Source organism: Microbacterium sp. Ru50 (genome assembly GCF_002920555.1).
GTDB lineage: Bacteria > Actinomycetota > Actinomycetes > Actinomycetales > Microbacteriaceae > Microbacterium > Microbacterium arborescens.
The window spans coordinates 669,944-692,314 of sequence record NZ_PQSV01000001.1 but is presented as its reverse complement, the minus strand read 5'-3'; the positions used below and the strand labels follow the sequence as shown (position 1 = coordinate 692,314).

Annotated in this window: 20 protein-coding genes, 3 tRNA genes and 1 other RNA gene; 12 read left to right on the top strand and 12 right to left on the bottom strand. The window is 69.4% G+C overall.

Annotated features, from left to right (window positions below; translation table 11 throughout):
- Positions 1-52: 52 nt before the first annotated feature.
- Complete coding sequence (locus C3481_RS03290) at positions 53-820, top strand: ATP-binding cassette domain-containing protein (RefSeq protein WP_023951393.1); 768 nt, start codon at positions 53-55, stop codon at positions 818-820.
- A 93-nt stretch (positions 821-913) separates the two neighbouring features.
- Positions 914-986 (top strand) — tRNA-Asn (locus C3481_RS03285).
- Positions 987-1,150: 164 nt separating this feature from the next.
- Here the strand turns inward: C3481_RS03285 and glsA are convergent.
- Together glsA and def are read right to left on the bottom strand one after the other, a co-directional pair.
- Positions 1,151-2,077: a glutaminase A gene (gene glsA, locus C3481_RS03280; protein WP_023951391.1), complete on the bottom strand. Its 927-nt coding sequence runs from the start codon at positions 2,075-2,077 to the stop codon at positions 1,151-1,153.
- A 4-nt stretch (positions 2,078-2,081) separates the two neighbouring features.
- On the bottom strand, positions 2,082-2,648 hold the full coding sequence (gene def / locus C3481_RS03275) for a peptide deformylase (RefSeq protein ID WP_103840773.1): 567 nt from the start codon (positions 2,646-2,648) through the stop codon (positions 2,082-2,084).
- Positions 2,649-2,688: 40 nt separating this feature from the next.
- On the opposite strand from def, the gene C3481_RS03270 reads away from it, so the two are divergent.
- Both C3481_RS03270 and C3481_RS03265 read left to right on the top strand, forming a co-directional pair.
- Positions 2,689-3,681 (top strand): DMT family transporter, encoded by a 993-nt coding sequence (locus tag C3481_RS03270; RefSeq protein WP_023951387.1) that lies wholly within the window; start codon positions 2,689-2,691, stop codon positions 3,679-3,681.
- A gap of 46 nt (positions 3,682-3,727) precedes the next feature.
- Positions 3,728-3,801 (top strand) — tRNA-Ile (locus tag C3481_RS03265).
- 53 nt (positions 3,802-3,854) lie between these two features.
- Here C3481_RS03265 and C3481_RS03260 read toward each other — a convergent pair.
- Positions 3,855-4,046 carry a hypothetical protein gene (locus C3481_RS03260; protein WP_023951385.1) on the bottom strand — a complete coding sequence of 64 codons (192 nt, stop codon included), beginning with the start codon at positions 4,044-4,046 and terminating at the stop codon, positions 3,855-3,857.
- 205 nt (positions 4,047-4,251) lie between these two features.
- Here C3481_RS03260 and C3481_RS03255 point away from each other — a divergent pair, with 205 nt between their 5' ends.
- A complete protein-coding gene (locus C3481_RS03255) occupies positions 4,252-4,755 on the top strand; it encodes a DUF3145 domain-containing protein (protein ID WP_023951383.1) in 504 nt (167 codons plus the stop codon).
- 160 nt (positions 4,756-4,915) lie between these two features.
- Here the strand turns inward: C3481_RS03255 and C3481_RS03250 are convergent, their stop codons facing one another.
- From C3481_RS03250 to aceE, 6 genes are all read right to left on the bottom strand, one after another.
- Positions 4,916-6,154, bottom strand: coding sequence for a beta-ketoacyl synthase (locus C3481_RS03250; RefSeq protein WP_103840772.1), 1,239 nt, complete (start codon positions 6,152-6,154; stop codon positions 4,916-4,918).
- 51 nt (positions 6,155-6,205) lie between these two features.
- Positions 6,206-6,454, bottom strand: a complete 249-nt coding sequence (locus C3481_RS03245) for an acyl carrier protein (protein WP_023951379.1) — start codon at positions 6,452-6,454, stop codon at positions 6,206-6,208.
- A gap of 75 nt (positions 6,455-6,529) precedes the next feature.
- Positions 6,530-7,531 (bottom strand): beta-ketoacyl-ACP synthase III, encoded by a 1,002-nt coding sequence (locus tag C3481_RS03240; RefSeq protein WP_103840770.1) that lies wholly within the window; start codon positions 7,529-7,531, stop codon positions 6,530-6,532.
- Entirely contained in the window at positions 7,528-8,445 is a 918-nt protein-coding gene (locus tag C3481_RS03235; RefSeq protein ID WP_103840768.1) for an ACP S-malonyltransferase, read from the bottom strand. The genes C3481_RS03240 and C3481_RS03235 overlap by 4 nt, the downstream gene beginning before the upstream one ends.
- Before the next feature lie 124 nt (positions 8,446-8,569).
- A complete protein-coding gene (locus C3481_RS03230; protein WP_023951374.1) occupies positions 8,570-9,772 on the bottom strand; it encodes a CdaR family transcriptional regulator in 1,203 nt (400 codons plus the stop codon).
- 7 nt (positions 9,773-9,779) lie between these two features.
- Complete coding sequence (aceE, locus tag C3481_RS03225; RefSeq protein ID WP_064956800.1) at positions 9,780-12,509, bottom strand: pyruvate dehydrogenase (acetyl-transferring), homodimeric type; 2,730 nt, start codon at positions 12,507-12,509, stop codon at positions 9,780-9,782.
- Positions 12,510-12,646: 137 nt separating this feature from the next.
- Between aceE and C3481_RS03220 the strand changes: the two genes are divergently transcribed.
- The 4 genes from C3481_RS03220 (at position 12,647) to rnpB (ending at position 15,549) form a co-directional block, all read left to right on the top strand.
- Positions 12,647-12,720 (top strand) — tRNA-Val (locus C3481_RS03220).
- Between the two features lies 1 nt (position 12,721).
- A complete protein-coding gene (locus C3481_RS03215) occupies positions 12,722-13,453 on the top strand; it encodes a zinc ribbon domain-containing protein (protein WP_064956799.1) in 732 nt (243 codons plus the stop codon).
- A 7-nt stretch (positions 13,454-13,460) separates the two neighbouring features.
- A complete protein-coding gene (locus C3481_RS03210) occupies positions 13,461-15,149 on the top strand; it encodes a bifunctional 3'-5' exonuclease/DNA polymerase (protein ID WP_103840766.1) in 1,689 nt (562 codons plus the stop codon).
- 41 nt (positions 15,150-15,190) lie between these two features.
- An RNA gene (rnpB, locus tag C3481_RS03205) (RNase P RNA component class A) lies at positions 15,191-15,549 on the top strand.
- Positions 15,550-15,689: 140 nt separating this feature from the next.
- Here rnpB and C3481_RS03200 read toward each other — a convergent pair.
- From C3481_RS03200 to ppgK, 3 genes are all read right to left on the bottom strand, one after another.
- Positions 15,690-16,223 (bottom strand): hypothetical protein, encoded by a 534-nt coding sequence (locus C3481_RS03200; protein ID WP_146053616.1) that lies wholly within the window; start codon positions 16,221-16,223, stop codon positions 15,690-15,692.
- Positions 16,224-16,232: 9 nt separating this feature from the next.
- Complete coding sequence (locus C3481_RS03195; protein WP_258039007.1) at positions 16,233-16,637, bottom strand: IS5 family transposase; 405 nt, start codon at positions 16,635-16,637, stop codon at positions 16,233-16,235.
- Between the two features lie 242 nt (positions 16,638-16,879).
- Positions 16,880-17,704 (bottom strand): polyphosphate--glucose phosphotransferase, encoded by an 825-nt coding sequence (gene ppgK / locus C3481_RS03185; RefSeq protein ID WP_023951363.1) that lies wholly within the window; start codon positions 17,702-17,704, stop codon positions 16,880-16,882.
- Positions 17,705-17,782: 78 nt separating this feature from the next.
- Between ppgK and C3481_RS03180 the strand changes: the two genes are divergently transcribed.
- From C3481_RS03180 to C3481_RS03170, 3 genes are read left to right on the top strand one after another with little or no spacing between them, the layout of a single operon-like run.
- Positions 17,783-18,004: a hypothetical protein gene (locus C3481_RS03180; protein WP_023951361.1), complete on the top strand. Its 222-nt coding sequence runs from the start codon at positions 17,783-17,785 to the stop codon at positions 18,002-18,004.
- 33 nt (positions 18,005-18,037) lie between these two features.
- The gene (glnA, locus tag C3481_RS03175) at positions 18,038-19,375 is read left to right on the top strand and encodes a type I glutamate--ammonia ligase (protein ID WP_064956796.1); all 1,338 of its coding nucleotides are present in this window, start codon (positions 18,038-18,040) and stop codon (positions 19,373-19,375) included.
- Positions 19,376-19,379: 4 nt separating this feature from the next.
- Positions 19,380-22,370 carry a bifunctional [glutamine synthetase] adenylyltransferase/[glutamine synthetase]-adenylyl-L-tyrosine phosphorylase gene (locus C3481_RS03170; protein ID WP_103840757.1) on the top strand — a complete coding sequence of 997 codons (2,991 nt, stop codon included), beginning with the start codon at positions 19,380-19,382 and terminating at the stop codon, positions 22,368-22,370.
- Position 22,371: the final 1 nt, after the last annotated feature.

Below are 22,371 nucleotides of genomic sequence, written 5' to 3'. Positions count from 1 at the left end.
CGCCGTCTGCGGTGAGTAGCGGTCGAACGATGAAAACGGCAGGATGATGCGCATGTCCCGACGACCCGACGCGGAAATCGCGGTGCGCTGCGACGATCTCTCGATCGCGCGGACGGGTGATTCCGATCGGGTCGTCGAGGGCGTCAGCGTCACGGTGCGGGCCGGGGAGGCCCTCGCTGTGATGGGCGCGACCGGGTCGGGTAAATCGACGCTCCTGTCGATCCTCGCCGGCACCGCGCCGTCGGATGTCGGCGTCGTCGGTGGGGCCGCTGAGGTCGCGGGCCTCTCGGTGCGCAAGGGTGGCCGTTCCCGGCGCATGCTGACCTACTACGCCGGGCACATGCCCCAGGCCGCGGGCGCGTCGCTCCCGGCTCGGCTGACGGTGGCCGAGGTGATCGCCGAGCCGATCACCTCGCGCGACCGTCGCGTGAGCCAGCGCGCGCTCTCCCTTCGAGTCGCCTCTCTCCTCGACGAGCTGCACCTGCCGCTCGGGGCGGCGTCGCAGTACCCGTACGAGCTGAGCGCCGGGATGCGCCAGCGCGTCGCACTGGCTCGCGCCCTCGTGCTCGACCCGAAGGTCTTCATCGGCGATGACCCGTACGCCAACCTCGACATCGAGGTGCGGATCGCGGCTCGCGAGGCGTTGCTGTCGCGCCGTGACGACACGGGGATGGCGATCGTCATCGCGACGAACGACGTCGAGACCGCGGACGAGCTGGATGCCGCGGCTCTCGTTCTCCACGGGGGACGTCCGGTGGGCTACGGGCCCACGGCGTCGGACGTCGTGTGGACGCCGGACGGCCGGTCTCGGGCTTCCTGAGCAGCGCGACCCGCCCGGGGGTCGGTTCATGTCGTGAGCACCCCCGGAGCTTTGCTAATATAGACGGGTTGCCCAGCGCGAGCGGGCGACTGATCCTCGGTAGCTCAATTGGCAGAGCAATCGGCTGTTAACCGATAGGTTCTTGGTTCGAGTCCAAGCCGGGGAGCGAGAGACCCGCGTTATCTACCGCGGCTCTCACCGAAGGCCCGGGCTTCCACCCCGGGCCTTTACTCATGTGCCCGCGCGTCGGCTCACCCGGCAGTCGGTGCCCGGTCCTCGGAAATCACGCGGCGCGGTGTGCCATCCGAAGACGTGCGCGCGGGCGATGGATCAGCCGAAGACGTGCAGCCCGAGGTCTGCGCTCAGGGCCTCGGCGCCGATGCGACCGCGCACGCTCGTCCCGCGCTCATCGAGAGGCGGGCTCACGATCGCGGCGCCCAGGGTGCCCGGTGCTGACAGGACGATGGCGCCGGAGACACTCGATTTCGCGGGGACCCCGACTCCACGCATCCACCGTCCCGATCCGTCGTAGACACCGCACGTGGCCATCACAGCGACGACGTCGCGTGCGATGCGGGAGGAGACCACGCGTTGGCCGGTCGCGGGATTGACGCCGCCCAGGGCGAGCGTCGCGCCCATCACGGCGAGGCTCTCGGCATCGACGAGGACGGCGCACGCGCGCGCGTAGACGGCGACAGCCTCGTCCGCCGTGATCGTCAGTGTGCCCTCATCCCGCATCAGGTGCGCGAGGGCGTGATTGCGGTCTCCGAGCAGATGCTCGCTGTGCGCGACGCCGTCGTCCACCTCGAGTGGGCGACCGGCGAACGCTGAGAGTCCGCCGATGATGCGAGCTGTGCGCTCGTCGGGATCATCTCCATCGACGAGCGCGCAGGTCAGGATGGCGCCGGCGTTCACCATCGGATTGGGCGGGCGTCCCGTGCCGCTTTCGAGCTTGATCGCGTCGAACGCCTCGCCCGTCGGCTCGATGCCGACCCGGTCCAGGGCTGCGCCGTCGGTGTCAGCCAGCGCGAGCGCGAACAGGAACGGCTTGACGGCCGACTGGATGCTGAACGGGACGTCCCCGTCGACCGACGAGCGGACCGAGCCGTCCGGCAGAGCCAGGGCTATCGCGCACAGGTCGGGGTCGGCGTCGGCGAGCTCGGGGATGCTCGTCGAGCGTTCGCCGTCGCGCTCGGGGACGAGCCGCCGGCGCAGAGCGTCGATGTCGTACCCCCGGGGGTCGGCGGCCTGCCTCACGAGATCAGGCGTCCAGGTCGTCCATGCCCGGCGTCCAGGCGTTGCCCGGACGGCCCCAGCCGCGCTTCTTCGCGATCTTCTGCGTCGTCTTCCAGTCGGAGTCGTCGAGGCGATCGATGTAGAGGATGCCGTCGAGATGGTCGAACTCGTGCTGCATGATGCGCGCTCGCCAGCCGTCGACGCGGATCTCGACGGGGGAGCCGGAGAGGTCGGTGCCCGTGACGAGCACCTCGTCGGAACGGCGCAGCGGGAAGCGTTCGCCGGGGAAGGAGAGGCACCCTTCCGACTCGTCGTCGGGGTCGGGCGCACCGGGCTCCAGCGGACGCATCCAGAGCTCGGGGTTGATGATCTCACCACGCCACGGCTGGCCGTCATCGTCCTGATACGTGTAGACGTAGATGCGCAGGCCGACGCCGACCTGGGGAGCCGCCAGCCCCACTCCGGGGGCGGCGTCCATGGTGTCGTACATGTCGGCGACGAGCTGGCGGATCTCGTCCGTGATCTCGGCGACGGGTTCGGCGGGGGCGTGCAGCACGGGGTCGCCCATGATGCGAATCGGAAGAACGGGCACGTTGCGAGCCTAATCGAGCGCGCTTCGCGGTTATGGTCGAATGGTGATTCCGTTTGTCGCGTCCCTCGATGACGTCACCGATCAGCTGATCGGAGTCTTCCGCGAACCCAGAATCCTCATCGGAATCCCGCTTGCGCTGCTCGGCGCCGTGTTCATGTCCTTCGGAGCGCTGTACCAGCACCGGGGTGTGCAGAAGGTCGAGCGTCTCACGAACTCGTCTGGTAGCTCGGGTCTCAACGGCTCGCAGCTGCTGAGTCTGCTCAAGCGTCCGTCGTGGGTGGCGGGAACGATCATGCTCGGGCTCGCCATCGTGTGTCAGCTCGCAGCGCTGACTTTCGCGCCGCTCATCCTCGTTCAGCCGCTCGGTGCGATATCTCTCGTCATCACGACCCTCCTGAATGCGCGCATCACCGGCGTCAAGCCGACCAAGCGCTCGGTCCGCTCCATCATCCTGTGCGTCGGAGGCATCCTCGCCTTCGTCACGGTGGCCGCGCTCGTCGCGACCGAGGAGCCGATCGATCAGGCCCAGCTCATCACCATCCTGGCTCTGCTCGCGGGGGTGCTCCTGATCTCGGGGGCCGTGTGGATGCTGGTGCGCAAGGGCGCGAAGCCGCTTTTCTACATCGCGGCCTCGGGAATCATCTACGGCTTCGTCGCGACGCTCGCGAAGGTCGTGATCTCGCGCATCCAGAACGGCGACTTCGAGTGGTTGACGCTCCTGTGCCTCGTCGGCCTGATCACCGCGACCGCGGTCGGTGCGTACTTCGTCCAAACCGCTTACTCCGTCGGGCCTCCCGATCTCGTCATCGCCGGGCTCACGGTCATCGACCCGATCGTCGCCGTCATCATCGGCATCGCCATCCTGCGTGAGGCCGCGACCGCGCCTTGGCCCGCTTTCGTCGGATTCGTCGTGGCCGGAGCTATCGCGGTCTACGGCGTGACCTCGCTGGCGCGCAACCATCCCCAGGTCGTGCTCGACAGTCAGCAGCTGCCGATCCCGCGCGGGAGCAAGGGCAAGCGCCTCGACGACTGAGCGATCGCGTCGGCCGAGGCGGCGCGCGCTAGGCTCGATACGACGAGGGGCGGTGGCCAAGCTGGTCAAGGCAGCGGGCTCATAACCCGACGATCGTGGGTTCAAGTCCCACCCGCCCTACGCACGAATGGCCGCCCGCGGGCGGCCATTCGCATGCACAGAGGCGTGTGACGTCAGGGGTGCGTGATCGCGGGATCCTGCGGGAAGTCGGTGTTGTCGTCGCCCGCCGTGAGATCGGTGTCGCCGAGGTCGGAGCCCGCGCGAGCGGCGTCGGCCTTCACCTCATCGCTGGCGGCATCCGTCGGCGCGGCGCTGTCGGCGTGAGCGTCATCGGCGTCGCGGTGGTGGGGAGTGCTGTCGGACATGCGGCATCCTTTCCTCGGTGTGTGACATCCACCCTGACGGCCGGACACGACACGAGGAAGGCGCTTGACATCGGATGATCCGCGAAATCGTGACACGGTTGTGATTGTTCAGGTTCGTGCGCCATAATCGACGCCATAACCGAACACTCGCCGGCATCCGGACTCAGGTCGTAGGGGAAGACGTACCTGATGAAACGGAGAAGTCATGGCGACACCACAGGCGCGTGGAGTGATCTTCATCCACTCCGCGCCACGCGCGTTGTGCCCGCACCTCGAGTGGGCGGCAGGACGTGCGCTCGGACGCGCGGTCAGCTTCGACTGGGAAGACCAGCCGGTGCTCGACGGCAGCCGTCGCGCGGAGTTCTATTGGGAGGGACCCGCCGGAACCGGCGCGGCCCTCGCGACGGCCATACGCGGCTGGGAGCACCTGCGATTCGAGGTGTCGGAGGACCCGACGCCGCGCAGCGACGGGGGTCGGTGGATGCATACCCCGAGTCTCGGCATCCACTACGCCCAGACCGATGCATCGGGAAACGTCGTGATCGGCGAGGACCGCATCCGCTACGCGATGGAGATCGCGGCGGGCGATGTGCGCGAGCTGCAGCGCGAGCTCGACGTCGCGTTGGGCGCAGCCTGGGACGAGGAGCTCGAGCCCTTCCGCCACGCCGGCGACGATGCCGCCGTGGTGTGGCTGCACAAGGTGGGCTGATCCCGAGTCGCAAACAGACCCAGCCGGCCCGTGCGTTCGTACCGAGCCCCGGTGGAATGATCCCGGGGAACGGGAGCACGTACGGGACGGCTGACCCGAAAGAAGAACAGACCCCCGCGGAACGCCGTCCGCGGGGGTCTGTTTCGTCGTCTACGGCCGGTCAGGCCGATCGGAACGCGACGACGGCGTTGTGACCGCCGAAGCCGAACGAGTTGCTGATCGCCAGCAGATCACCGTCGCCGAGGCTCTGGGTCTCGCTCGAGACTCGGAACGGCACGGCGGGGTCCTGTTCGGTGATGTTGATCGTCGGCGGCGCGATGCGCTCGCGCAGGGCGAGGATCGTGAAGATCGCCTCGAGCGCTCCGGTGCCGCCGAGCAGGTGGCCGGTGGACGCCTTCGTCGCCGAGACCGGGATCTCGTCGATGCGGTCGCCGAACACGCTGCGCAGGGCCTGGTACTCGTTGGGATCGCCGACCGGGGTCGAGGTCGCATGCGCGTTGATGTGCGCGACGTCGTCGGGGGAGGCATCGGCCTGCTCGAGAGCGGCGCGAACCGCGCGCGATGCGCCGGCACCCTCGGGGTCGTTGGCCGTGATGTGGTACGAGTCGGCCGTGACGCCGCCGCCCACGGCGTACGCGTAGATCTTCGCGCCGCGAGCCTTGGCGTGCTCCTCGGTCTCGAGGATCAGCACACCGGCGCCCTCACCCATGACGAAGCCGTCACGGTCGACGCTCGTCGGTCGCGAGGCCGTCGCCGGGTCGTCGTTGCGACGCGACAGGGCCTGCATCGACGCGAACGACGCCATCGTGATGGGGTGGATCGCCGACTCGGTGCCGCCCGCGATGACGATGTCGGCCAGACCGTCCTGCAGGTGCTCGATCGCGTTGACGATCGACTCGGTGCTCGAGGCGCAGGCGCTGGCCACGGTCCGCGCGAAGGCGCGGGCACGGAAGTGCAGCGAAAGGTTGCCGGCGGCCGCGTTCGGCATCAGCATCGGAACCGTCATCGGCAGGACGCGCCGCGGTCCCTTCTCGCGGAGCGTGTCCCACGCGTCGAGCAGGGTCCACACGCCGCCGATGCCGGTCGCGAAGTCGACACCGAGACGCTCGGGGTCGACGTCGGGGCTACCGGCATCCGCCCATGCCTCCATCGCGGCGACCATCGCGAACTGCGATGCGGGATCGAGGCGCTTGGAAACGGGGCGCTCCAGCACCGTATCGGGGCGCACGATCGCCTCGGCGGCGAAGTGGACCGGGATCTGGTACTTCTCGACCCACTCGTGCTCGAGTGTGCGCGAGCCGGAACGGCCGGCCAGCAGGCCATCCCAGCTCTCGGGTGCGGTGCCGCCCAGGGGCGACGACGCTCCGATTCCGGTGACGACGATACGCGGGGTGCTCATGGATCTCCTCGGTGGAACCCCGGCGGGGGCGTGCGCCCCCGCCGGTGGGGGTTACGCCTGGTTGGACGTGATGTAGGTGACGGCGTCGCCGACGGTCTTGAGGTTCTTGACCTCTTCGTCGGGGATGGTGACGCCGAACTTCTCCTCGGCGTTGACGACGATCGTCATCATCGAGATCGAGTCGATGTCGAGGTCGTCGGTGAACGACTTCTCGAGGGCGACCTCGTCGGCCGAGATGCCGGTCTCGTCGGTGATGAGCTCGGCGAGTCCTGCGAGGACCTCGTCGTTGCTGAATGCCATGGGGTTTCTCCTTGTTATCTCTGGACCGACCCGGACGCGGGCCGCTGTTCAGTCTAGGTGCGGGGGCCCTCCCGATCAGGGAAGGACGACCACCTGCGCGCCGAAGACGAGTCCCGCTCCGAAGCCGATCTGGAGGGCCAGACCGCCGCTGAGCTCGGGGTTCTCCCCGAGCAGGCGGTGGGTCGCGAGAGGGATCGACGCCGCCGACGTGTTGCCGGTGGTCTCGATGTCGCGGCCGATCGCGACGGTCTCGGGCAGGCCGAGCTGCTTGGCGAACTCGTCGATGATGCGCATGTTGGCCTGGTGCGGGATGAACGCGGCGAGGTCGCCCGCCTGGATGCCGGCCTCCTCGATCGCGCGCCGTGCGACCTTGACCATCTCCCAGACCGCCCAACGGAAGACCGTCGGGCCCTCCTGGCGGAGGGTGGGCCACGGCGCGGTCCCGTCGCGGAACTCCACGAGCGTGTGGTTCATCCCCACAGCGTCGGCTTTCGAGCCGTCCGAGCCCCACACCGTCGGGCCGATGCCCGGGGTGTCGCTCGGGCCGATGATGGCGGCACCGGCGCCGTCGCCGAGGAGGAACGAGATCGTGCGGTCGGTGGGATCTACGATGTCGCTGAGCTTCTCGGCGCCGACGACGGCGACGTAGCGTGCTGCGCCCGCGCGCACGAGCGCGTCGGCCTGGGTCACCCCGTAGGAGAAGCCGGCGCACGCGGCGTTGACGTCGTAGGCCGCCGCGGGGTTCGCCCCGACGCGGTCGGCGACGATCGCCGAGACCGACGGCGTCTGCTTCGGGTTCGAGATCGTCGAGACGATGACGGCGTCGACCTGGTCGGCGGGCACTCCGCTGCGCTGGATCGCCTCGGCGACGGCATCCGCGGCGAGGTCGATCACGGTGGTGTCCTTATCGGCGCGGACGCGCGTGACGATGCCGGTGCGCTGGCGGATCCACTCGTCGCTCGAATCGATCGGACCGACGAGATCGTCGTTCGGCACCGCGTTCTGGCCGCGAGCCGCCCCGTAGGCGTAGATACGCGTGTGAGCGGGGCCGGTGGCCTGGCGAATGGCGGCGGTCATGCGGCACCTCCGGAGATGAGAGCGGATGCGGCGACGAGGTCGTCGGGGGTCTTCACGGCGACCGAGGGCACACCGCGCAGAGCGCGCTTCGCGAGACCCACGAGGGTGCCGGCGGGAGCGAACTCGATGATGCCGCTCACGCCGTGCTCGGCGAACGACGCCATACACAGGTCCCAGCGCACAGGGGACGCGACCTGGGCGACCAGGCGGTCGAGCGCGTCGCGGCCTGCGGTCACGACGGCGCCGTCGCGGTTCGACCACAGCGTGAGGTCGGGGTCGTTCACCGAGGTGGCGGATGCCGCTGCGGCGAGCGTGTCGACGGCCGGCGCCATGTACCGCGTGTGGAACGCGCCGGCGACCTGCAGGGGGATGACCCGGGTCGCGGACACGGGCTCAGCGGCCAGGGCTGCGAGGGCGTCCAGCGCGCCGGCGGCGACGATCTGACCGCCGCCGTTGTAGTTGGCGGGAGTCAGATCGAGCTCGTCGAGCCGCGCCACCACGGCATCCTGGTCGCCGCCGAGGACGGCGCTCATGCCGGTCTGCGCCCGAGTCGCGGCATCCGCCATGGCGCGGCCGCGGAGTCCGACCAGACGCATCGCGTCGTCGTCGCCGAGCACGCCGCCAGCGGCGAGTGCCGCGATCTCGCCGACCGAGTGACCGGCGACGCCCGCGGGGCGAGCGCCGTCGCGCACGAGTGCGTCGTACGACAGCAGGCTCGCGGCGACGATGAGCGGCTGCGCCACGGCGGTGTCGCGGATGCGGTCGGCATCCCACTCGGTGCCGGCTGCGACGAGGTCGACCTCGGCGAGCTCGGAGAAGCGCTCGAGGCGCTCGCGCGCGCCGTCCAGCTCGAGCCACGGGGCGAGGAAGCCGGGGGACTGCGACCCCTGCCCGGGGAACACGGCGATGATCACTGTTACATCCTTCCAAGTTCAGTCGGCCGACCGCTGGCGACGATGTCACAACAATGCGGCGAACCTTTGTGTCGACCGTACAGTCGACGGGTCGTGAGTAGCGGTCAGCGGCACCGCATCGTCGTCAGCTCCGGCGCGACTGCGGCGCGCGGCGCCTCGTGAGGTCGTTGCCGATCGAGCCGAGAATGAGCGCGGTCTGCAGAATGAGCGCCTCGCGCGGCCCCGTGGCATCCCATCCGATGACGTCGGAGACTCGCTTGAGGCGGTAGCGCACGGTGTTGGGGTGCACGAAGAGCTCACGGGCGGTCGCCTCGAGGGAGCGTCCGTTGTCGAGATAGCTCCACAGCGTGGCGACCAGGTCTGCCGAGTGGGCGAGGAGCGGACGGTAGATCCGCTCGACCAGGGTCGCCTTGGCGACCGGATCGCCGGCCAGCGCGCGTTCGGGGAGCAGGTCGTCGGCCTCGACGGGGCGCGGTGCGTGACGCCAGGCGCCGGCGACCGCGAACCCTGCGAGCGCCGCGCGGGCGCTCTGGCTCGCGTCGACCAGGGCGGGCACGGTGGGGCCGAGCACCAGGTGGCCGGGGCCGAACCCGGGTTCGAGCCGCGCCGCGATCTCGAGGAAGGTCAGCTCGGGCACCGGCTCGACCCGGCCCGGCAGGTCGGCGCGCCCGATCACGAGCACCAGGCGCAGGCCCTGAACCCCGACGAGGACGTCGACGCCCATCTTCCGGGCGGCGCGACGCAGCTGATCGACGTCGAACTGCGGGGGAGCCGTGCCGACGAGGACCGCGACGGCGCCGTGACCGTGCCAGCCGAGCGCGGCGATCCGGCTCGGCAGTTCCTCGTCGGTCTCGCCCGTGAGGATCGAGTCGACGACGAGGGCCTCGAGACGGGCGTCCCAGAGCCCGCGCGCCTCGGCCGCGCGCGCGTACACGTCCGCAGCGGCGAAGGCGACGTCGCGCGAGTACTTCAGGATCGCTTCGCGCACATCGTCGCCGCGATGGGCCACGCGCTCCTCGGTGACCTCGACGGTCACCCGCACGAGCTGCAGCGTCTGCGTCAGGCTGACGCTGCGCAACAGCTCGCGCGGAGCGGCGGCGAAGATGTCGGCCGCGATGCGCGGGGTCGAGGTGGGGTCCTCGTACCACTGGATGAACGAGGTGATGCCCGCCTGCGCGACCAGTCCCACAGAGGACCGGCGCGCAGGCGGCATCTCGGCGTACCAGGGCAGCGTCTCCTCGAGCCGATTAATCGTGGCCGTGGCCAGATCACCCGAGATCCGGCGGAGCCACGCGAGTGTCTCCGCCTTCGAGCTGTCGTCGGTCACCGAAGGGTCAGCTCTCGCCGCCCGCGTTTCCGCTCGTGCCCGCCGTCACGTCGTGCAGGCGGTAACGCTCGATCGCCTGCGCCGACAGGCCGCGGTCCACCACGCCGTCCTCGGCCAGAGCCTGGAGCGTCCGCACCACGATCGACGGACCGTCGATCTTGAAGAACCGTCGAGCGGCCGGGCGGGTGTCGGAGAAGCCGAAGCCCTCCGCGCCCAGCGTCGCGAAGCGACGCGGCACCCACGGGCGGATCTGGTCCTGCACGGCGTGCATGAAGTCGCTGACCGCGACGACCGGACCCTCGGAGTCGTTGAGCTTCTGCGTGACGAAGGCCGTGCGGGGCTCGTCGGTCGGGTGCAGGAAGTTGTGCTCGTCGACGGCGAGACCGTCACGACGCAGCTCGGTCCAGCTCGTGACCGACCAGACGTCGGCGATCACGCCCCAGTCGTCCTTGAGGAGCTTCTGCGCCTCGTAGGCCCACGGCACGCCGACGCCCGACGCGAGCAGCTGGGCGCGCGGCCCGTCGCCCTCGCCGACGCTTACGCGGTGGATGCCGCGGATGATGCCGTCGACGTCGACATCCTCGGGCTCCTTCGGCTGCACCAGCGGCTCGTTGTAGAGCGTGATGTAGTACATGACGTTCGGGTCGGGGTGGTTCCCGCCGTACATGCGCTCGAGACCCGAACGCACGATGTGGGCGATCTCGTACCCGTAGGCCGGGTCGTACGACACGGTGGCAGGGTTGGTCGACGCGAGCAGGTGCGAGTGACCGTCGGCGTGCTGCAGGCCCTCACCGGTCAGCGTCGTGCGGCCGGCGGTCGCGCCCATGATGAACCCGCGGGCCATCTGGTCGCCCGCCGCCCACTGGGCGTCGCCGGTGCGCTGGAATCCGAACATCGAGTAGAAGACGTACACCGGGATGAGCGGCTCGCCGTGCGTCGCGTACGACGTTCCGATCGCGGTGAAGGCCGCGACGGCGCCGGCCTCGTTGATGCCGACGTGCAGGATCTGGCCCTGCGGGCTCTCCTTGTACGCCAGCAGCAGCTCGCGGTCGACCGAGGTGTAGTTCTGCCCGTGCGGGTTGTAGATCTTCGCCGTCGGGAAGTACGCGTCCATGCCGAACGTGCGCGCCTCGTCGGGGATGATCGGCACGATGCGGTGACCGAAGTCCTTCGCACGCAGCAGGTCCTTGAGCAGGCGGACGAACGCCATCGTGGTGGCGATCTCCTGCGTGCCCGAGCCCTTCTTCGGCAGAGCGTACGACTCGTCGCCGGGCAGCGTCAGCGGCGCGTGGTTCGTGCGGCGCTGGGGCAGGAACCCACCGAGCTCGCGGCGACGCTCGAGCATGTAGCGGATCGTCTCGTCCTCGGCGCCCGGGTGGTAGTAGGGCGGGAGGTACGGGTTCTCCTCGAGCTGCGCGTCGGTGATCGGGATGCGCATCGAGTCGCGGAAGTGCTTCAGGTTCTCGAGCGTCATCTTCTTCATCTGGTGGGTCGCGTTGCGGCCCTCGAAGTGGTGACCGAGACCGTAGCCCTTGATCGTCTTCGCGAGGATGACGGTCGGCTGGCCCTTGTGCTCCATCGCCTGCTTGTAGGCGGCGTAGACCTTCTGGTAATCCAGACCACCGCGGCGCAGCTTGCCCCAGATGTCGTCGTCCGACCAGTCCTTCACGAGAGCCGCGGTGCGCTCGTCGCGACCGAAGAAGTGCTCGCGGATGAACGCGCCGTCCTCGGCGCGGTAGGTCTGGAAGTCGCCGTCGGGCGTGGTGTTCATCAGACGCACGAGCGCGCCCTCGTCATCCTGCGACAGCAGCTCGTCCCAGCCGCGACCCCAGACGACCTTGATGACGTTCCAGCCCGCGCCGCGGAAGTACGCCTCGAGCTCCTGGACGATCTTGCCGTTTCCGCGGACCGGGCCGTCGAGGCGCTGGAGGTTGCAGTTGATGACGAACGTGAGGTTGTCGAGACCCTCGTTGGCAGCGACCTGCAGCTGACCGCGGCTCTCGACCTCGTCCATCTCGCCGTCGCCGAGGAAGGCCCAGACGTGCGAATCGGACAGGTCCTTGATGCCCCGGTTGGTGAGGTACTTGTTGTTCATCGCCTGGTAGATGGCGTTGATCGGGCCGAGACCCATCGAGACCGTCGGGAACTGCCAGTAGTCCGGCATGAGACGCGGGTGCGGGTACGACGGGATGCCGTCGGGCGCCTTCGACGCCTCCTGACGGAAGCCGTCGAGCTGGCTCTCGCTGAGGCGTCCCTCGAGGTACGAGCGGGCGTAGATGCCGGGGGAGGCGTGGCCCTGGATGAAGATCTGGTCGCCGCCGGACGGGTGGTCCGGGCCGCGGAAGAAGTGGTTGAAGCCGACTTCGTAGAGCGAGGCCGACGATGCGTAGGTGGAGATGTGTCCGCCCACACCGATGCCGGGGCGCTGAGCGCGGTGCACGGTGACGGCGGCGTTCCAGCGGATCCAGCGACGGTAGCGACGCTCGAGCTCTTCGTCACCGGGGAACTCCGGCTCGTTCTCGGGCGCGATGGTGTTGATGTAGTCCGTCACCGGCACCTGCGGGACGTTCAGCTGCAGCTCGTGCGATGCCTGCAGGAGGCTCAGCATGATCTCGCGACCGCGACCCGAGCCCTTCGCATCGACCAGCTGGCGCAGCGACTCCTGCCATTCACCGGTCTCTTCCGGGTCGCTGTCCAGGGCGTCCTGGGAGTAGGGGTCTTGATCGTTGACAGTCACGGGCGACCTTTCTCGTATGGCAGATCGTGCCAGGTAATCACCACGGGCAGGGCGCGGGCGTTGTCGGGCGCGCACAAGCACCGCACGACAGCCTACTCACGCTCGGAGGGGTCGGCGCTCTCGTACACTGAGACCAGGGGCCTATAGCTCAGTTGGTTAGAGCACCTCGTTTACACCGAGGGAGTCGGGAGTTCGAGTCTCTCTGGGCCCACATGAAAGCCACCCCCGCGGATCAGCTGCTGCTGCTGGACATCGCCCGCCTCGACGCGCAGGCGCGCGGAGCGGAGGCCGCGAAGCGCAATCCGGCTCAGGCTGCGCGTGTCAACGAGCTGCTCGCACGCCGCCAGGAGCTCTCCGTCGAGCTGACGGGCCTTCTCGGCAAGCGCGACGACATCGAGGCCGAGCTCAAGCGCATCGCCTCGGACGTCGCAGTGGTCGACGCGCGGGCCGCGCGCGACGCCGAGCGGCTGGCCGCGACGTCGAACCCGAAAGATGCCCAGGGCCTGGAGCACGAGATCGCTTCGCTCTCTCGTCGAAAGAGCGAGCTCGAAGACGCGCAGCTCGAGGCCATGGAGCGCCTGGAGGCCGCAGAGGCCGCGGTGTCCGCGCAGCAGGCCCTGATCGCCGAGGTCAACGACGAGGGGGGTCGGTTGAGCGCCGAGGGCAAGGCCGCTGTCGCGGACGCCCAGGCGCGCCTCGACGCCGCCACCCGTGACCGCGCCGCGGTCGCTGCCAAGGTGCCGGCAGATCTCCTCGCGCGCTACGAATCGCTCGCCGAGCGGACGCCGGGCGCCGGTCTCCTGCAGCGCCGCACGTGCGGCGGATGCCACATGGAGCTCTCCGGAACCGACCTCAAGGCGATCGGACAGGCTGCTGCCGACGAGGTCGTCACGTGCCCCGAGTGCGGCTGCATCCTCGTCCGCACCGACGAATCCGGTCTGTGACCCGTCGATGACGGCCGCGCGCGCCCGCTGGCGCGCGGTCGGCCGCCGCGGTGACGGCGACATCGACATCGCGGTCGTGGATGCCGCTGGCGCGGTGATCGAGCGCGGTCGTATCACCGCCGCCGAGCTGGCGGGTGAGATCGCAGCCGATCCCGACGCACGATGGATCTGGTCGGATACGACGGCCTGGTACCACGACATCCTCGCCGCGGGGGTGCGTGTCGCGCGGTGCCACGATGTGCGCCTGTGCCATGCGATTCTTCGCGACAGCTCGCTCGTCACGGACGGCGCAAAGCTGCGGGCGGCGACCGTCTGGGATGCCGCGCCGGACGACCCGGGGTCTGACCGCGACGTCCTCTTCTCGCTCGAGCCGGCCGCCGACGCGCTCCCGCACGACCTCGACGCGACGCTGGCGGAGTTCGCGCGTCAGGCCCGGGCGATCGAGAGCGCGACCGACCCCGGCCGACTGCGCCTGCTGACGGCTGCGGAGTCCGCTGGAGCGCTCGTCGCCGTCGAACTGCATACCGCCGGCGTCCCGTGGAGCCGCGAGGTGCACGACGCGATCCTCGCCGACGCGCTCGGTCCACGTCCGCGACCGGGTGAGCTGCCGAGTCTCGTACGCGACCTGGCCGATCAGGTGCGGGCCGCCCTCGGCGATCCGGCGGCGAGCCTCGACTCGCAGCCGCGACTGCTGCGCTCGCTGCACCGGGTGGGTGTGCTCGTCGAGTCGACGAGCAAGTGGGAGCTCCGACGTCACGACCACCCGGTCATCGAGCCGCTCCTGGCCTACAAGCGCGCGATGCGGCTGCTGAGCGCCAACGGCTGGGCGTGGATGGACGAGTGGATTCCGACCGATCGGTTCCGTCCGGTCTACGTGCCGGGAGGAGTCGTCACGGGGCGCTGGGCGTCATCGGGCGGGGGAGCGCTGCAGCTGCCGCGGATGCTGCGACCGGCGGTACGAGCCGACCCGGGGTGGCAGCTGGTGGTCGCGGACGTCGCTCAGCTCGAGCCGCGCATCCTCGCAGCGATGTCCGGCGATCTCGCTCTCGCCGATGCCGCGCGGGGGCGCGACCTGTACGAGGGCATCGTGGCACGCGGTACGGTCCCGACGCGCCAGGAGGCGAAGATGGCGCTGCTCGGTGCGATGTACGGGGCGACGACGGGTGACAGCGGCCGGCTCGTCCCGTCGCTGCGCCGCGCCTACCCGCGGGCGATGGCCCTCGTCGACGACGCGGCGCGCGTGGGTGAGGAGGGCGGCTCGGTGCGCACGCTCCTCGGGCGCACCAGCCCGGCCCCGTCAGCCGGGTGGCGAGACCTCCAAGCGGATGCCGCCGAGCCCGAGGCATCCGACGCCATCAAGACGCTCGCCCGGTCACGGGCCCGCGAGCGCGGCCGCTTCACGCGCAATTTCGTCGTCCAAGGAACCGCCGCCGAGTGGGCGCTCGCCTGGCTCGCCGACCTGCGGCAGCGCCTGGTGTCGTTTCCGAGCGTCGGAGACCACCCCGTGACGGGGCGGGCGCACCTGGCGTTCTTCCTGCACGACGAGATCATCGTGCACACCCCGGTTGAACACGCCGAGGGGGCTGCGGCAGCCGTTCGCGAGGCCGCAGATGCCGCCGGGCGGCTGCTCTTCGGCTCGTTCCCCCTCGACTTCCTGCTGGACGTGCGCATCGCGGCATCCGCCGACAAGAGCTGACGACGGGCGAAGGCGGCCCGCCGGTAGACTCGACGGGCGAATGGGTCGGCTGGACGGTCGCGTGGCGGGCAACCGCACCGAGGAACGTCCGGGCTCCACAGGACAGGACGGTGGGTAACACCCACCCGGAGTGATCCGCGAGACAGTGCCACAGAAAGCAGACCGCCGGCGTTCGCGCCGGTAAGGGTGAAAGGGTGGTGTAAGAGACCACCGGGGTCGTGGTGACACGACTCGCACGGTAAACCTCGTCCGGAGCAAGGTCAGACAGGGGATGTTGACGCGGTCCGCCGAGTCCCCGGGTAGACCGCTGGAGCGGCACGGCAACGTGTCGCCGAGAGAGATGGCCGTCCACGGGGCTCACGCCCCCGGACAGAACCCGGCGTACAGGCCGGCCCATTCGCCTAACCCCGCATGGCCCGGGTTTCACGCGCCGCCGCCGGCCGCAGTCCGCGATGAACCCGCAGAGCGCCGAGAACGCTGTTCACGGCCTGCGGGAATATGCAGCGGCTGACGAAGTGACGATCTGATAACCCGGTCAAATTAGTCGCCTGGCGTCGGGTCAGTGACGTCGGCGGCACCGAACAGCAAGCTGTCGACGACCTGGTCGCGCCGGTCCGGTCGCGCGGTGGTGTACCTCAGCAGATCTTCGAAGTGAGAGAACACGACGACCGCTTCTTCGAACTCTGGCTCGGAACCGTGGACGACGGCTCCGTCGTCTCGCACCGCCAGGTACTCGTATCCGTTGCGAACGGAAAGCAGGATGGGTGCGTGGCGCCTCCAGAAACGGGACACCGCGACCGCCTCATCATCCGTCGTCGCAGCCTGGATGCTCAGCAGTTCACACTCGTTCCACGCGAACGCCCCCTCCGCGCCGGTCGAGTAGTCGTCGCGGGACAAGAACCACACCGTCTCGTCTGAGCTCGACAGGACTGAGAACGAGGACACCCAGCGGATCACCGTTTCGGGTGCCGCGCGCAGCGGGGAGGGAACGCCGTTCTCCACCGACGTCGGCGGCTCAAACGTCCACCCGGCTTTCTGCAAGCTTCCGGCGGCACTTCGGAAGAGTTCCGGCATGCTCCCAGGCTACCGACCCGCCTGGCATAGGCAGGCGGTCACCACTTCTTGTAGTTCGACCGAGCCCCCTGTCTCGCGCTTCAGGGTCGCGCGGTGCTGGTGCACGCGCACGATGGTCGAGTCGATCGAAGCGACCCAGTCCAGTTCGCCTCGTTGATGCGCGAGCGACTGCGTCTTCTCGAGCACCCGTGCCCAGACGCCCTGTGCGGACCACCGGTTGAAGTTCTTGTAGATCGTGTTCCAGTTCCCGAATCGCTCAGGGACATCCCGCCATGGCGCGCCGGTCCGGCATCGCCACGCGGTCGCCTCAACGACAGCGCGGCGATCCACCGGCGGACGCCCCGTCGCCTTCACAGCAGGAAACAGCGGCCCGTTCACAGCCCAGGCCTCATCGGAGATCTCAGTACGCGACACGCTCCAAGCGTCGCCCGCACACCACGAATCAACCTTTAGCAACAGGCCCTAACGGCTCCGGCGGGAGAAAGCGAACACCCCGATCATGACGAGCGAGAAGAGGAAGGCAACGAGTCCGAGCATCTTCCCCTCTGTATCCAATGCGCCGAAGAGGCCGCGGTCGGGTCCCTCGCCTGACGGTACGAAGATCAAGAGGACCAACCCGACGCCGGAGCGGCCGCCGCGAACCGGCCGCACGAGGGTCAGTGGGCGGTCGTGCCGGCGAGGTCTTCCGTCGTCTCGTCGAGGACACCGGGGCGTTCGCCCGCGAGCGCGAGAGCCGCTGCGCCGATGATGCCGGCGTTGTTGCGGTGCACGGCAGGCACGATCGGCGTCTTCAGGTCGAGCAGCGGCAGGAACTTGTCGGCGTGCTTGGACACTCCGCCGCCCACGACGAACAGGTCGGGGGAGAAGAGGAACTCGATGTGGCTGTAGTACCACTGCAGCCGCTCGGCCCACTCGGGCCAGTCGAGCTGGTCGCGCTCCATCGCGGAGTATGCGGCCCACGCCTCGGCGTCCTTGCCGTGCTTCGCCCGGTGGACGTGGCCGAGCTCGGAATTGGGGATCAGGACGCCGTTGTAGATCATGGCCGAGCCGATGCCGGTGCCGAGGGTCGTCAGGATGACGAGCCCGTCCTGGCCGCGTGCGGCGCCGTAACGCAGCTCGGCGACCCCGGCGACATCCGCGTCGTTGGCGAAGTGGATCTGACGGCCGAGCCCCTTCTCGAAGAAGCTCTCGGCCTCGAAATCGATCCAGGTGTCGGCGACGTTGGCCGCCGACAGGGTGCGGCCGTTCTTCACGATCGCGGGGAAGGCGACGCCGAGCGGCACGTCGCCCGCGTCGGTCACCTCCAGTCGGTCGAGCACGACCTTGACGGCATCCAGGACGTCTTCGGGCTCGGCGCCCTTCGGGGTGGCGACCTTGATGCGGTCGGTCAGGAGCTCGCCGGTCGACAGGTCGACGACGGCTCCCTTGATCCCGGTTCCCCCGATGTCCACTCCGACGGCCCGCGTCGCACTCGCACTCATACGGCTCAGCCTATCGAGCACGAGCCGCGCGGATTAGGCTCGGACCGAGCGCCACCGCAGGCGCAGTCTGGAGCGACCATGCCCGAGAGCGACGGCGAGTACTGGTACAACCTCACGACGCACGAGGTCGAGCGCGGCAAGCAGTCGCCCGGCGCCGATCGTGCCGGTCCGTTCGCCTCGGCAGAAGAAGCGGCCCGGGCGCCGCAGATCATGGCGCAGCGGGCGCAGGCGTGGCGCGAGGACGAGGCTCAAGAGGACGACTGGGGCACGCCGCCGTCGGAGGGCGCTCGCCGCCAGTAGTCTGGGATCCGACCCTGTCTCGGAGAGGACGCGATGGACAAGCAGCGGGACTTCGTACTGCGAACGATCGAGGAGCGCGGCGTCAAGTTCGTGCGGCTCTGGTTCACCGATGTGATCGGCACCCTGAAGTCGGTGGCGATCGCGCCGGCCGAGGTCGAGGGCGCGTTCGCCGAGGGGCTCGGGTTCGACGGTTCGGCCATCGAGGGGCTGACGCGCAGCTACGAGTCCGACCTGCTCGCCCACCCGGATCCGACGACGTTCCAGCTTCTGCCCTGGCGCGGTGAGATCGACCCCACCGCCCGGATGTTCTGCGACATCACGACGCCCGACGGCCAGCCCGCGGTCGCCGACCCTCGCAACGTTCTCAAGCGAACCCTCGCGAAGGCCGCCGACGCCGGATTCACGTTCTACACGCACCCCGAGATCGAGTTCTACCTGCTGAAGTCGTCGTCGTACGGGCCCGACGGTCCCGAGCCGGTCGATTCCGCCGGCTACTTCGACAACGTCCCTGGCGGCACGGCCCACGACTTCCGCCGGCGCTCGGTGCGGATGCTGGAAGACCTCGGCATCTCCGTCGAGTACAGCCACCACGAGGGCGGTCCGGGCCAGAACGAGATCGACCTGCGCTACGCCGACGCCCTCGCGACGGCCGACAACATCATGACCTTCCGGACCGTCATCAAGGAGGTGGCGATCGAGCAGGGCGTCTACGCGACCTTCATGCCGAAGCCCCTCAGCGGCCACCCGGGCAGCGGTATGCACACCCACATGTCGCTCTTCGAAGGCGACGTGAACGCGTTCTACGAGGAGGGCGCGCAGTACCAGCTCTCGCAGACCGGTCGACAGTTCATCGCCGGTCTTCTCCGTCACGCCAACGAGATCTCGGCGGTCACCAACCAGTTCGTGAACTCGTACAAGCGTCTGTGGGGCGGCGACGAGGCCCCGAGCTTCATCACGTGGGGCCACAACAACCGCTCGGCGCTCGTGCGCGTGCCGATGTACAAGCCGAACAAGAGCCAGTCGTCGCGTGTGGAGTACCGCGCGCTCGACTCGGCGGCCAACCCGTACCTCGCCTATGCACTGCTGCTCGCAGCGGGCCTGAAGGGCATCGAAGAGGGCTACGAGCTTCCCGCCGAGGCCGAGGACAACGTGTGGTCGCTCACCGACTCCGAGCGGCGCGCCCTCGGCTACGCGCCCCTGCCCGCGAGCCTCGACCACGCCCTCGAGTACATGGAGGAGTCCGAGCTCGTCGCCGAGACGCTGGGCGAGCAGGTCTTCAACTACGTGCTGCTGAACAAGCGTCGCGAGTGGCAAAACTACCGCGCACAGGTGACGCCGTTCGAGCTCAAGAGCAACCTGGAGATGCTCTGAGGCCATGACCCGGTCACCTCGTTCGACCGGGCTGACGGGGCTGGCCCGGGCGGGCTTCGATGACCTCGCGCGCGCGGACGCCGACCTCGCCGAGCTCACCGAGCTGACCGGCATCGAGCGTGAGGAGCTCGTCGGATCGGCGGAGCTGGCGGCGGACCCCGACGGAGCGGTGGCGGCGCTGCTGCGCATCGCGCGGCGGGATGCCGAGATCGTCACCGACGCGCTGAGACGGCGGCCTGCGGCGGTGTGGTCCGTTCTCGGCGCGTCAGTCGGGCTGGCCGACTTCTATCTGCGGCATCCCGAGGAGCTCGCCGATCTCGCCTCCGAGGGCGACGGGCTCCCGACACGCGACGAGTTGATCGTGCAGATGCTGGATGCCGTCGGCGCCGAGGACGGCTTCGCGGCCTCCTCGGGTGACGATGCCTGGGTCGCGCTGCGGGTGCGCTACCGCCGGATGCTGGCGCGCATCGCCCGGTTCGACCTCGCGGCATCCGATCCGACGATCATCCTGCACGCGGTCGCCGCCGCGCTCGCGGACGCCGCCGGTGCGGCCCTCGAGGCCTCCCTCGCCGTGGCACGCAGCAGGCTCGTCGCGGGTGTCCCGGGTGCCGGTCGTTTCGAGCGCGACGCGGTCGCCGCGACGCGCCTCGCCATCATCGGAATGGGCAAGTCCGGGGCGCGCGAGCTGAACTACGTCAGTGACGTCGACGTCATCTTCGTCGGAGGATCGGCTGACGAAGACACCGTCTCGGAGTCGCAGGCCGTGGAGATCGCCACGCGGCTGGCGATCCAGACGATGCGCGGCATCTCGGAAGTGGAGATCGAGCCGCCGCTGTGGGAGGTCGATCCGAACCTGCGCCCGGAAGGGAAGCAGGGCGCACTCGTGCGCACCCTCGACTCGCACATCGCCTACTACGACCGCTGGGCCAAGAGCTGGGAGTTCCAAGCCCTGCTCAAAGCCCGTCCGCTGGCCGGCGACGTGCAGCTCGGCGAGCAGTACGTCCACGCCGTGCAACCGATGGTGTGGGCGAGCGCGGCCCGCGAGAACTTCGTCGAGAGCGTGCAGAAGATGCGGGAGCGGGTGACCGACCACATCCCTCCGGCCGAGGTCGCGCGGCAGCTCAAGCTCGGGCCGGGCGGCATCCGCGATGTCGAGTTCACCGTCCAGCTGCTGCAGCTCGTGCACGGCGCGACCGACGACCGTATCCGGGAGCGCTCGACTCTCGACGCGCTGGACGCGCTCGTGTCGGAGGGATACATCGGACGCGAAGATGCGTCGCGCTTCGCGCTCGACTACCGCCGTCTGCGCGTCATGGAGCACAGGCTGCAGCTGCGCGAGCTGCGCCGGACCCACCTCATGCCCGAAGACGGGGCGGCGCTGCGCACACTCGCTCGGTCGTCGCGTATCGGCGACGGCGGCGACCGGGTCGTCGCGGTGTGGGAGGAGATCAAGCGCGAGGTGCGCGAGATCCACGTGCGGCTGTTCTACCGGCCGCTGCTCTCGGCGGTCGCGGCGCTGCCCGCTGACGAGCAGACGCTCTCGCCCGAGGCAGCGAGGGCGCGGCTCGCCGCCATCGGGTTCCGTGACCCCGCGGGCGCGCTGCGGCACATCGGGGCGCTGACGAGCGGCCTCAGCCGGAAGGCCGTCATCCAGCGGCACCTCATGCCGGTCATGATCCGCTGGTTCGCCGACGGAGTCGATCCCGACTACGGGCTGCTGGCGTTCCGGCGCATCAGCGAGCGACTGGGGAACACGCCGTGGTTCCTTCGGATGCTGCGCGACTCGTCGGGAGCCGCCGAGAGTCTCACCCGGCTGCTCTCGGGCTCGCGCTACGTCGGTGAACTGATGGAGTGGATCCCCGAGTCGATCGCCTGGCTCGATTCGCCCGATCAACTGCGGCCCCGACCCGGATTCGTGCTTCAGGAAGAGGCGCGGGCCATTCAGACCCGGCATGCCTCGATCGACGACGCGATGTCGGCGGTCCGGGCCCTCCGCCGGCGAGAGCTGCTGCGCCTCGCGATGGCGGCCGTCGTCGGCGAGCTGTCGATCGAAGAGCTCGCCGAAGGCCTGACCACCGTCACGGAGGTCACGATCCAGGCGACACTGCGCGCCGTGCGGCGCGAGGTCGTACCGCCCGAAGACGACCGCCTAGATTTCTCCGTCATCGCGATGGGGCGTTTCGGGGGTTCCGAGCTCGGGTTCGGCTCGGACGCCGACATCATCTACGTCTTCGACGCGAACGGCGTGCCGGCGCAGCGCGCTCAGGAACTCGCCCTCCAGCTCGTTCAGGGTGTGCGCCGATACTCCGAGGATCATCGCCTGCCGCTCGAGCTCGACGCGGGGCTGCGACCCGAAGGGCGGAACGGCCCGCTCGTGCGTTCGCTGGAGTCGTACGCGGAGTATTACCGGCGCTGGTCCCTGTCGTGGGAGGCGCAGGCCCTTCTGCGCGCACGTGGCGTCGCGGGCAGCGTGACGCTCATCGATCGCTTCCTCGCGCTGGCCGATGACCTGCGCTATCCGGTGGCCCCCGATCCTCAAGGTCTCCGTGAGATCCGGCGCATCAAGGCCCGGGTCGAGAGCGAGCGACTGCCGCAGGGACAGGACCGCTCTCGGCATCTCAAGCTCGGTCCCGGCGGTCTGAGCGACGTCGAGTGGCTCGTGCAGCTCATCCAGCTCGAGCACGCCCACCGGGTGCCGGGCCTGCGCACGACCTCGACCATCGCGGCCCTCGAGGCGGCCGTCGAAGCCGAGCTCATCCCGCGCGATGCCGCGGAGAAGCTCGCGGCGGCGTGGCGGCTGGCCAGTCGGCTCCGGTCGGCGAACACCCTGCTGTCGGGACAGACGAGCGACGTCCTGCCGACCGATCGCGGACGACTGGACGGAATCGGTCGTTTGCTGGAGTATCCGGCGCGATCGGCGACCATCGTGGAGGAGGATTGGATGCGCGCTGCGCGTCAAGCCCGCCGCGTGTTCGAGAAGCTCTTCTACGGCTAAG

Excerpts from the sequence above, each read along its gene's own strand:
- C3481_RS03290 (WP_023951393.1), top strand. The coding sequence starts at position 53 with ATGTCCCGACGACCCGACGCGGAAATCGCGGTGCGCTGCGACGATCTC.
- C3481_RS03270 (WP_023951387.1), top strand. The coding sequence starts at position 2,689 with ATGGTGATTCCGTTTGTCGCGTCCCTCGATGACGTCACCGATCAGCTG.
- C3481_RS03260 (WP_023951385.1), bottom strand. The coding sequence starts at position 4,046 with ATGTCCGACAGCACTCCCCACCACCGCGACGCCGATGACGCTCACGCC.
- C3481_RS03255 (WP_023951383.1), top strand. The coding sequence starts at position 4,252 with ATGGCGACACCACAGGCGCGTGGAGTGATCTTCATCCACTCCGCGCCA.
- C3481_RS03250 (WP_103840772.1), bottom strand. The coding sequence starts at position 6,154 with ATGAGCACCCCGCGTATCGTCGTCACCGGAATCGGAGCGTCGTCGCCC.
- C3481_RS03245 (WP_023951379.1), bottom strand. The coding sequence starts at position 6,454 with ATGGCATTCAGCAACGACGAGGTCCTCGCAGGACTCGCCGAGCTCATC.
- C3481_RS03240 (WP_103840770.1), bottom strand. The coding sequence starts at position 7,531 with ATGACCGCCGCCATTCGCCAGGCCACCGGCCCCGCTCACACGCGTATC.
- C3481_RS03215 (WP_064956799.1), top strand. The coding sequence starts at position 12,722 with ATGAAAGCCACCCCCGCGGATCAGCTGCTGCTGCTGGACATCGCCCGC.
- C3481_RS03210 (WP_103840766.1), top strand. The coding sequence starts at position 13,461 with ATGACGGCCGCGCGCGCCCGCTGGCGCGCGGTCGGCCGCCGCGGTGAC.
- C3481_RS03200 (WP_146053616.1), bottom strand. The coding sequence starts at position 16,223 with ATGCCGGAACTCTTCCGAAGTGCCGCCGGAAGCTTGCAGAAAGCCGGG.
- ppgK (WP_023951363.1), bottom strand. The coding sequence starts at position 17,704 with ATGAGTGCGAGTGCGACGCGGGCCGTCGGAGTGGACATCGGGGGAACC.
- C3481_RS03180 (WP_023951361.1), top strand. The coding sequence starts at position 17,783 with ATGCCCGAGAGCGACGGCGAGTACTGGTACAACCTCACGACGCACGAG.
- glnA (WP_064956796.1), top strand. The coding sequence starts at position 18,038 with ATGGACAAGCAGCGGGACTTCGTACTGCGAACGATCGAGGAGCGCGGC.
- C3481_RS03170 (WP_103840757.1), top strand. The coding sequence starts at position 19,380 with ATGACCCGGTCACCTCGTTCGACCGGGCTGACGGGGCTGGCCCGGGCG.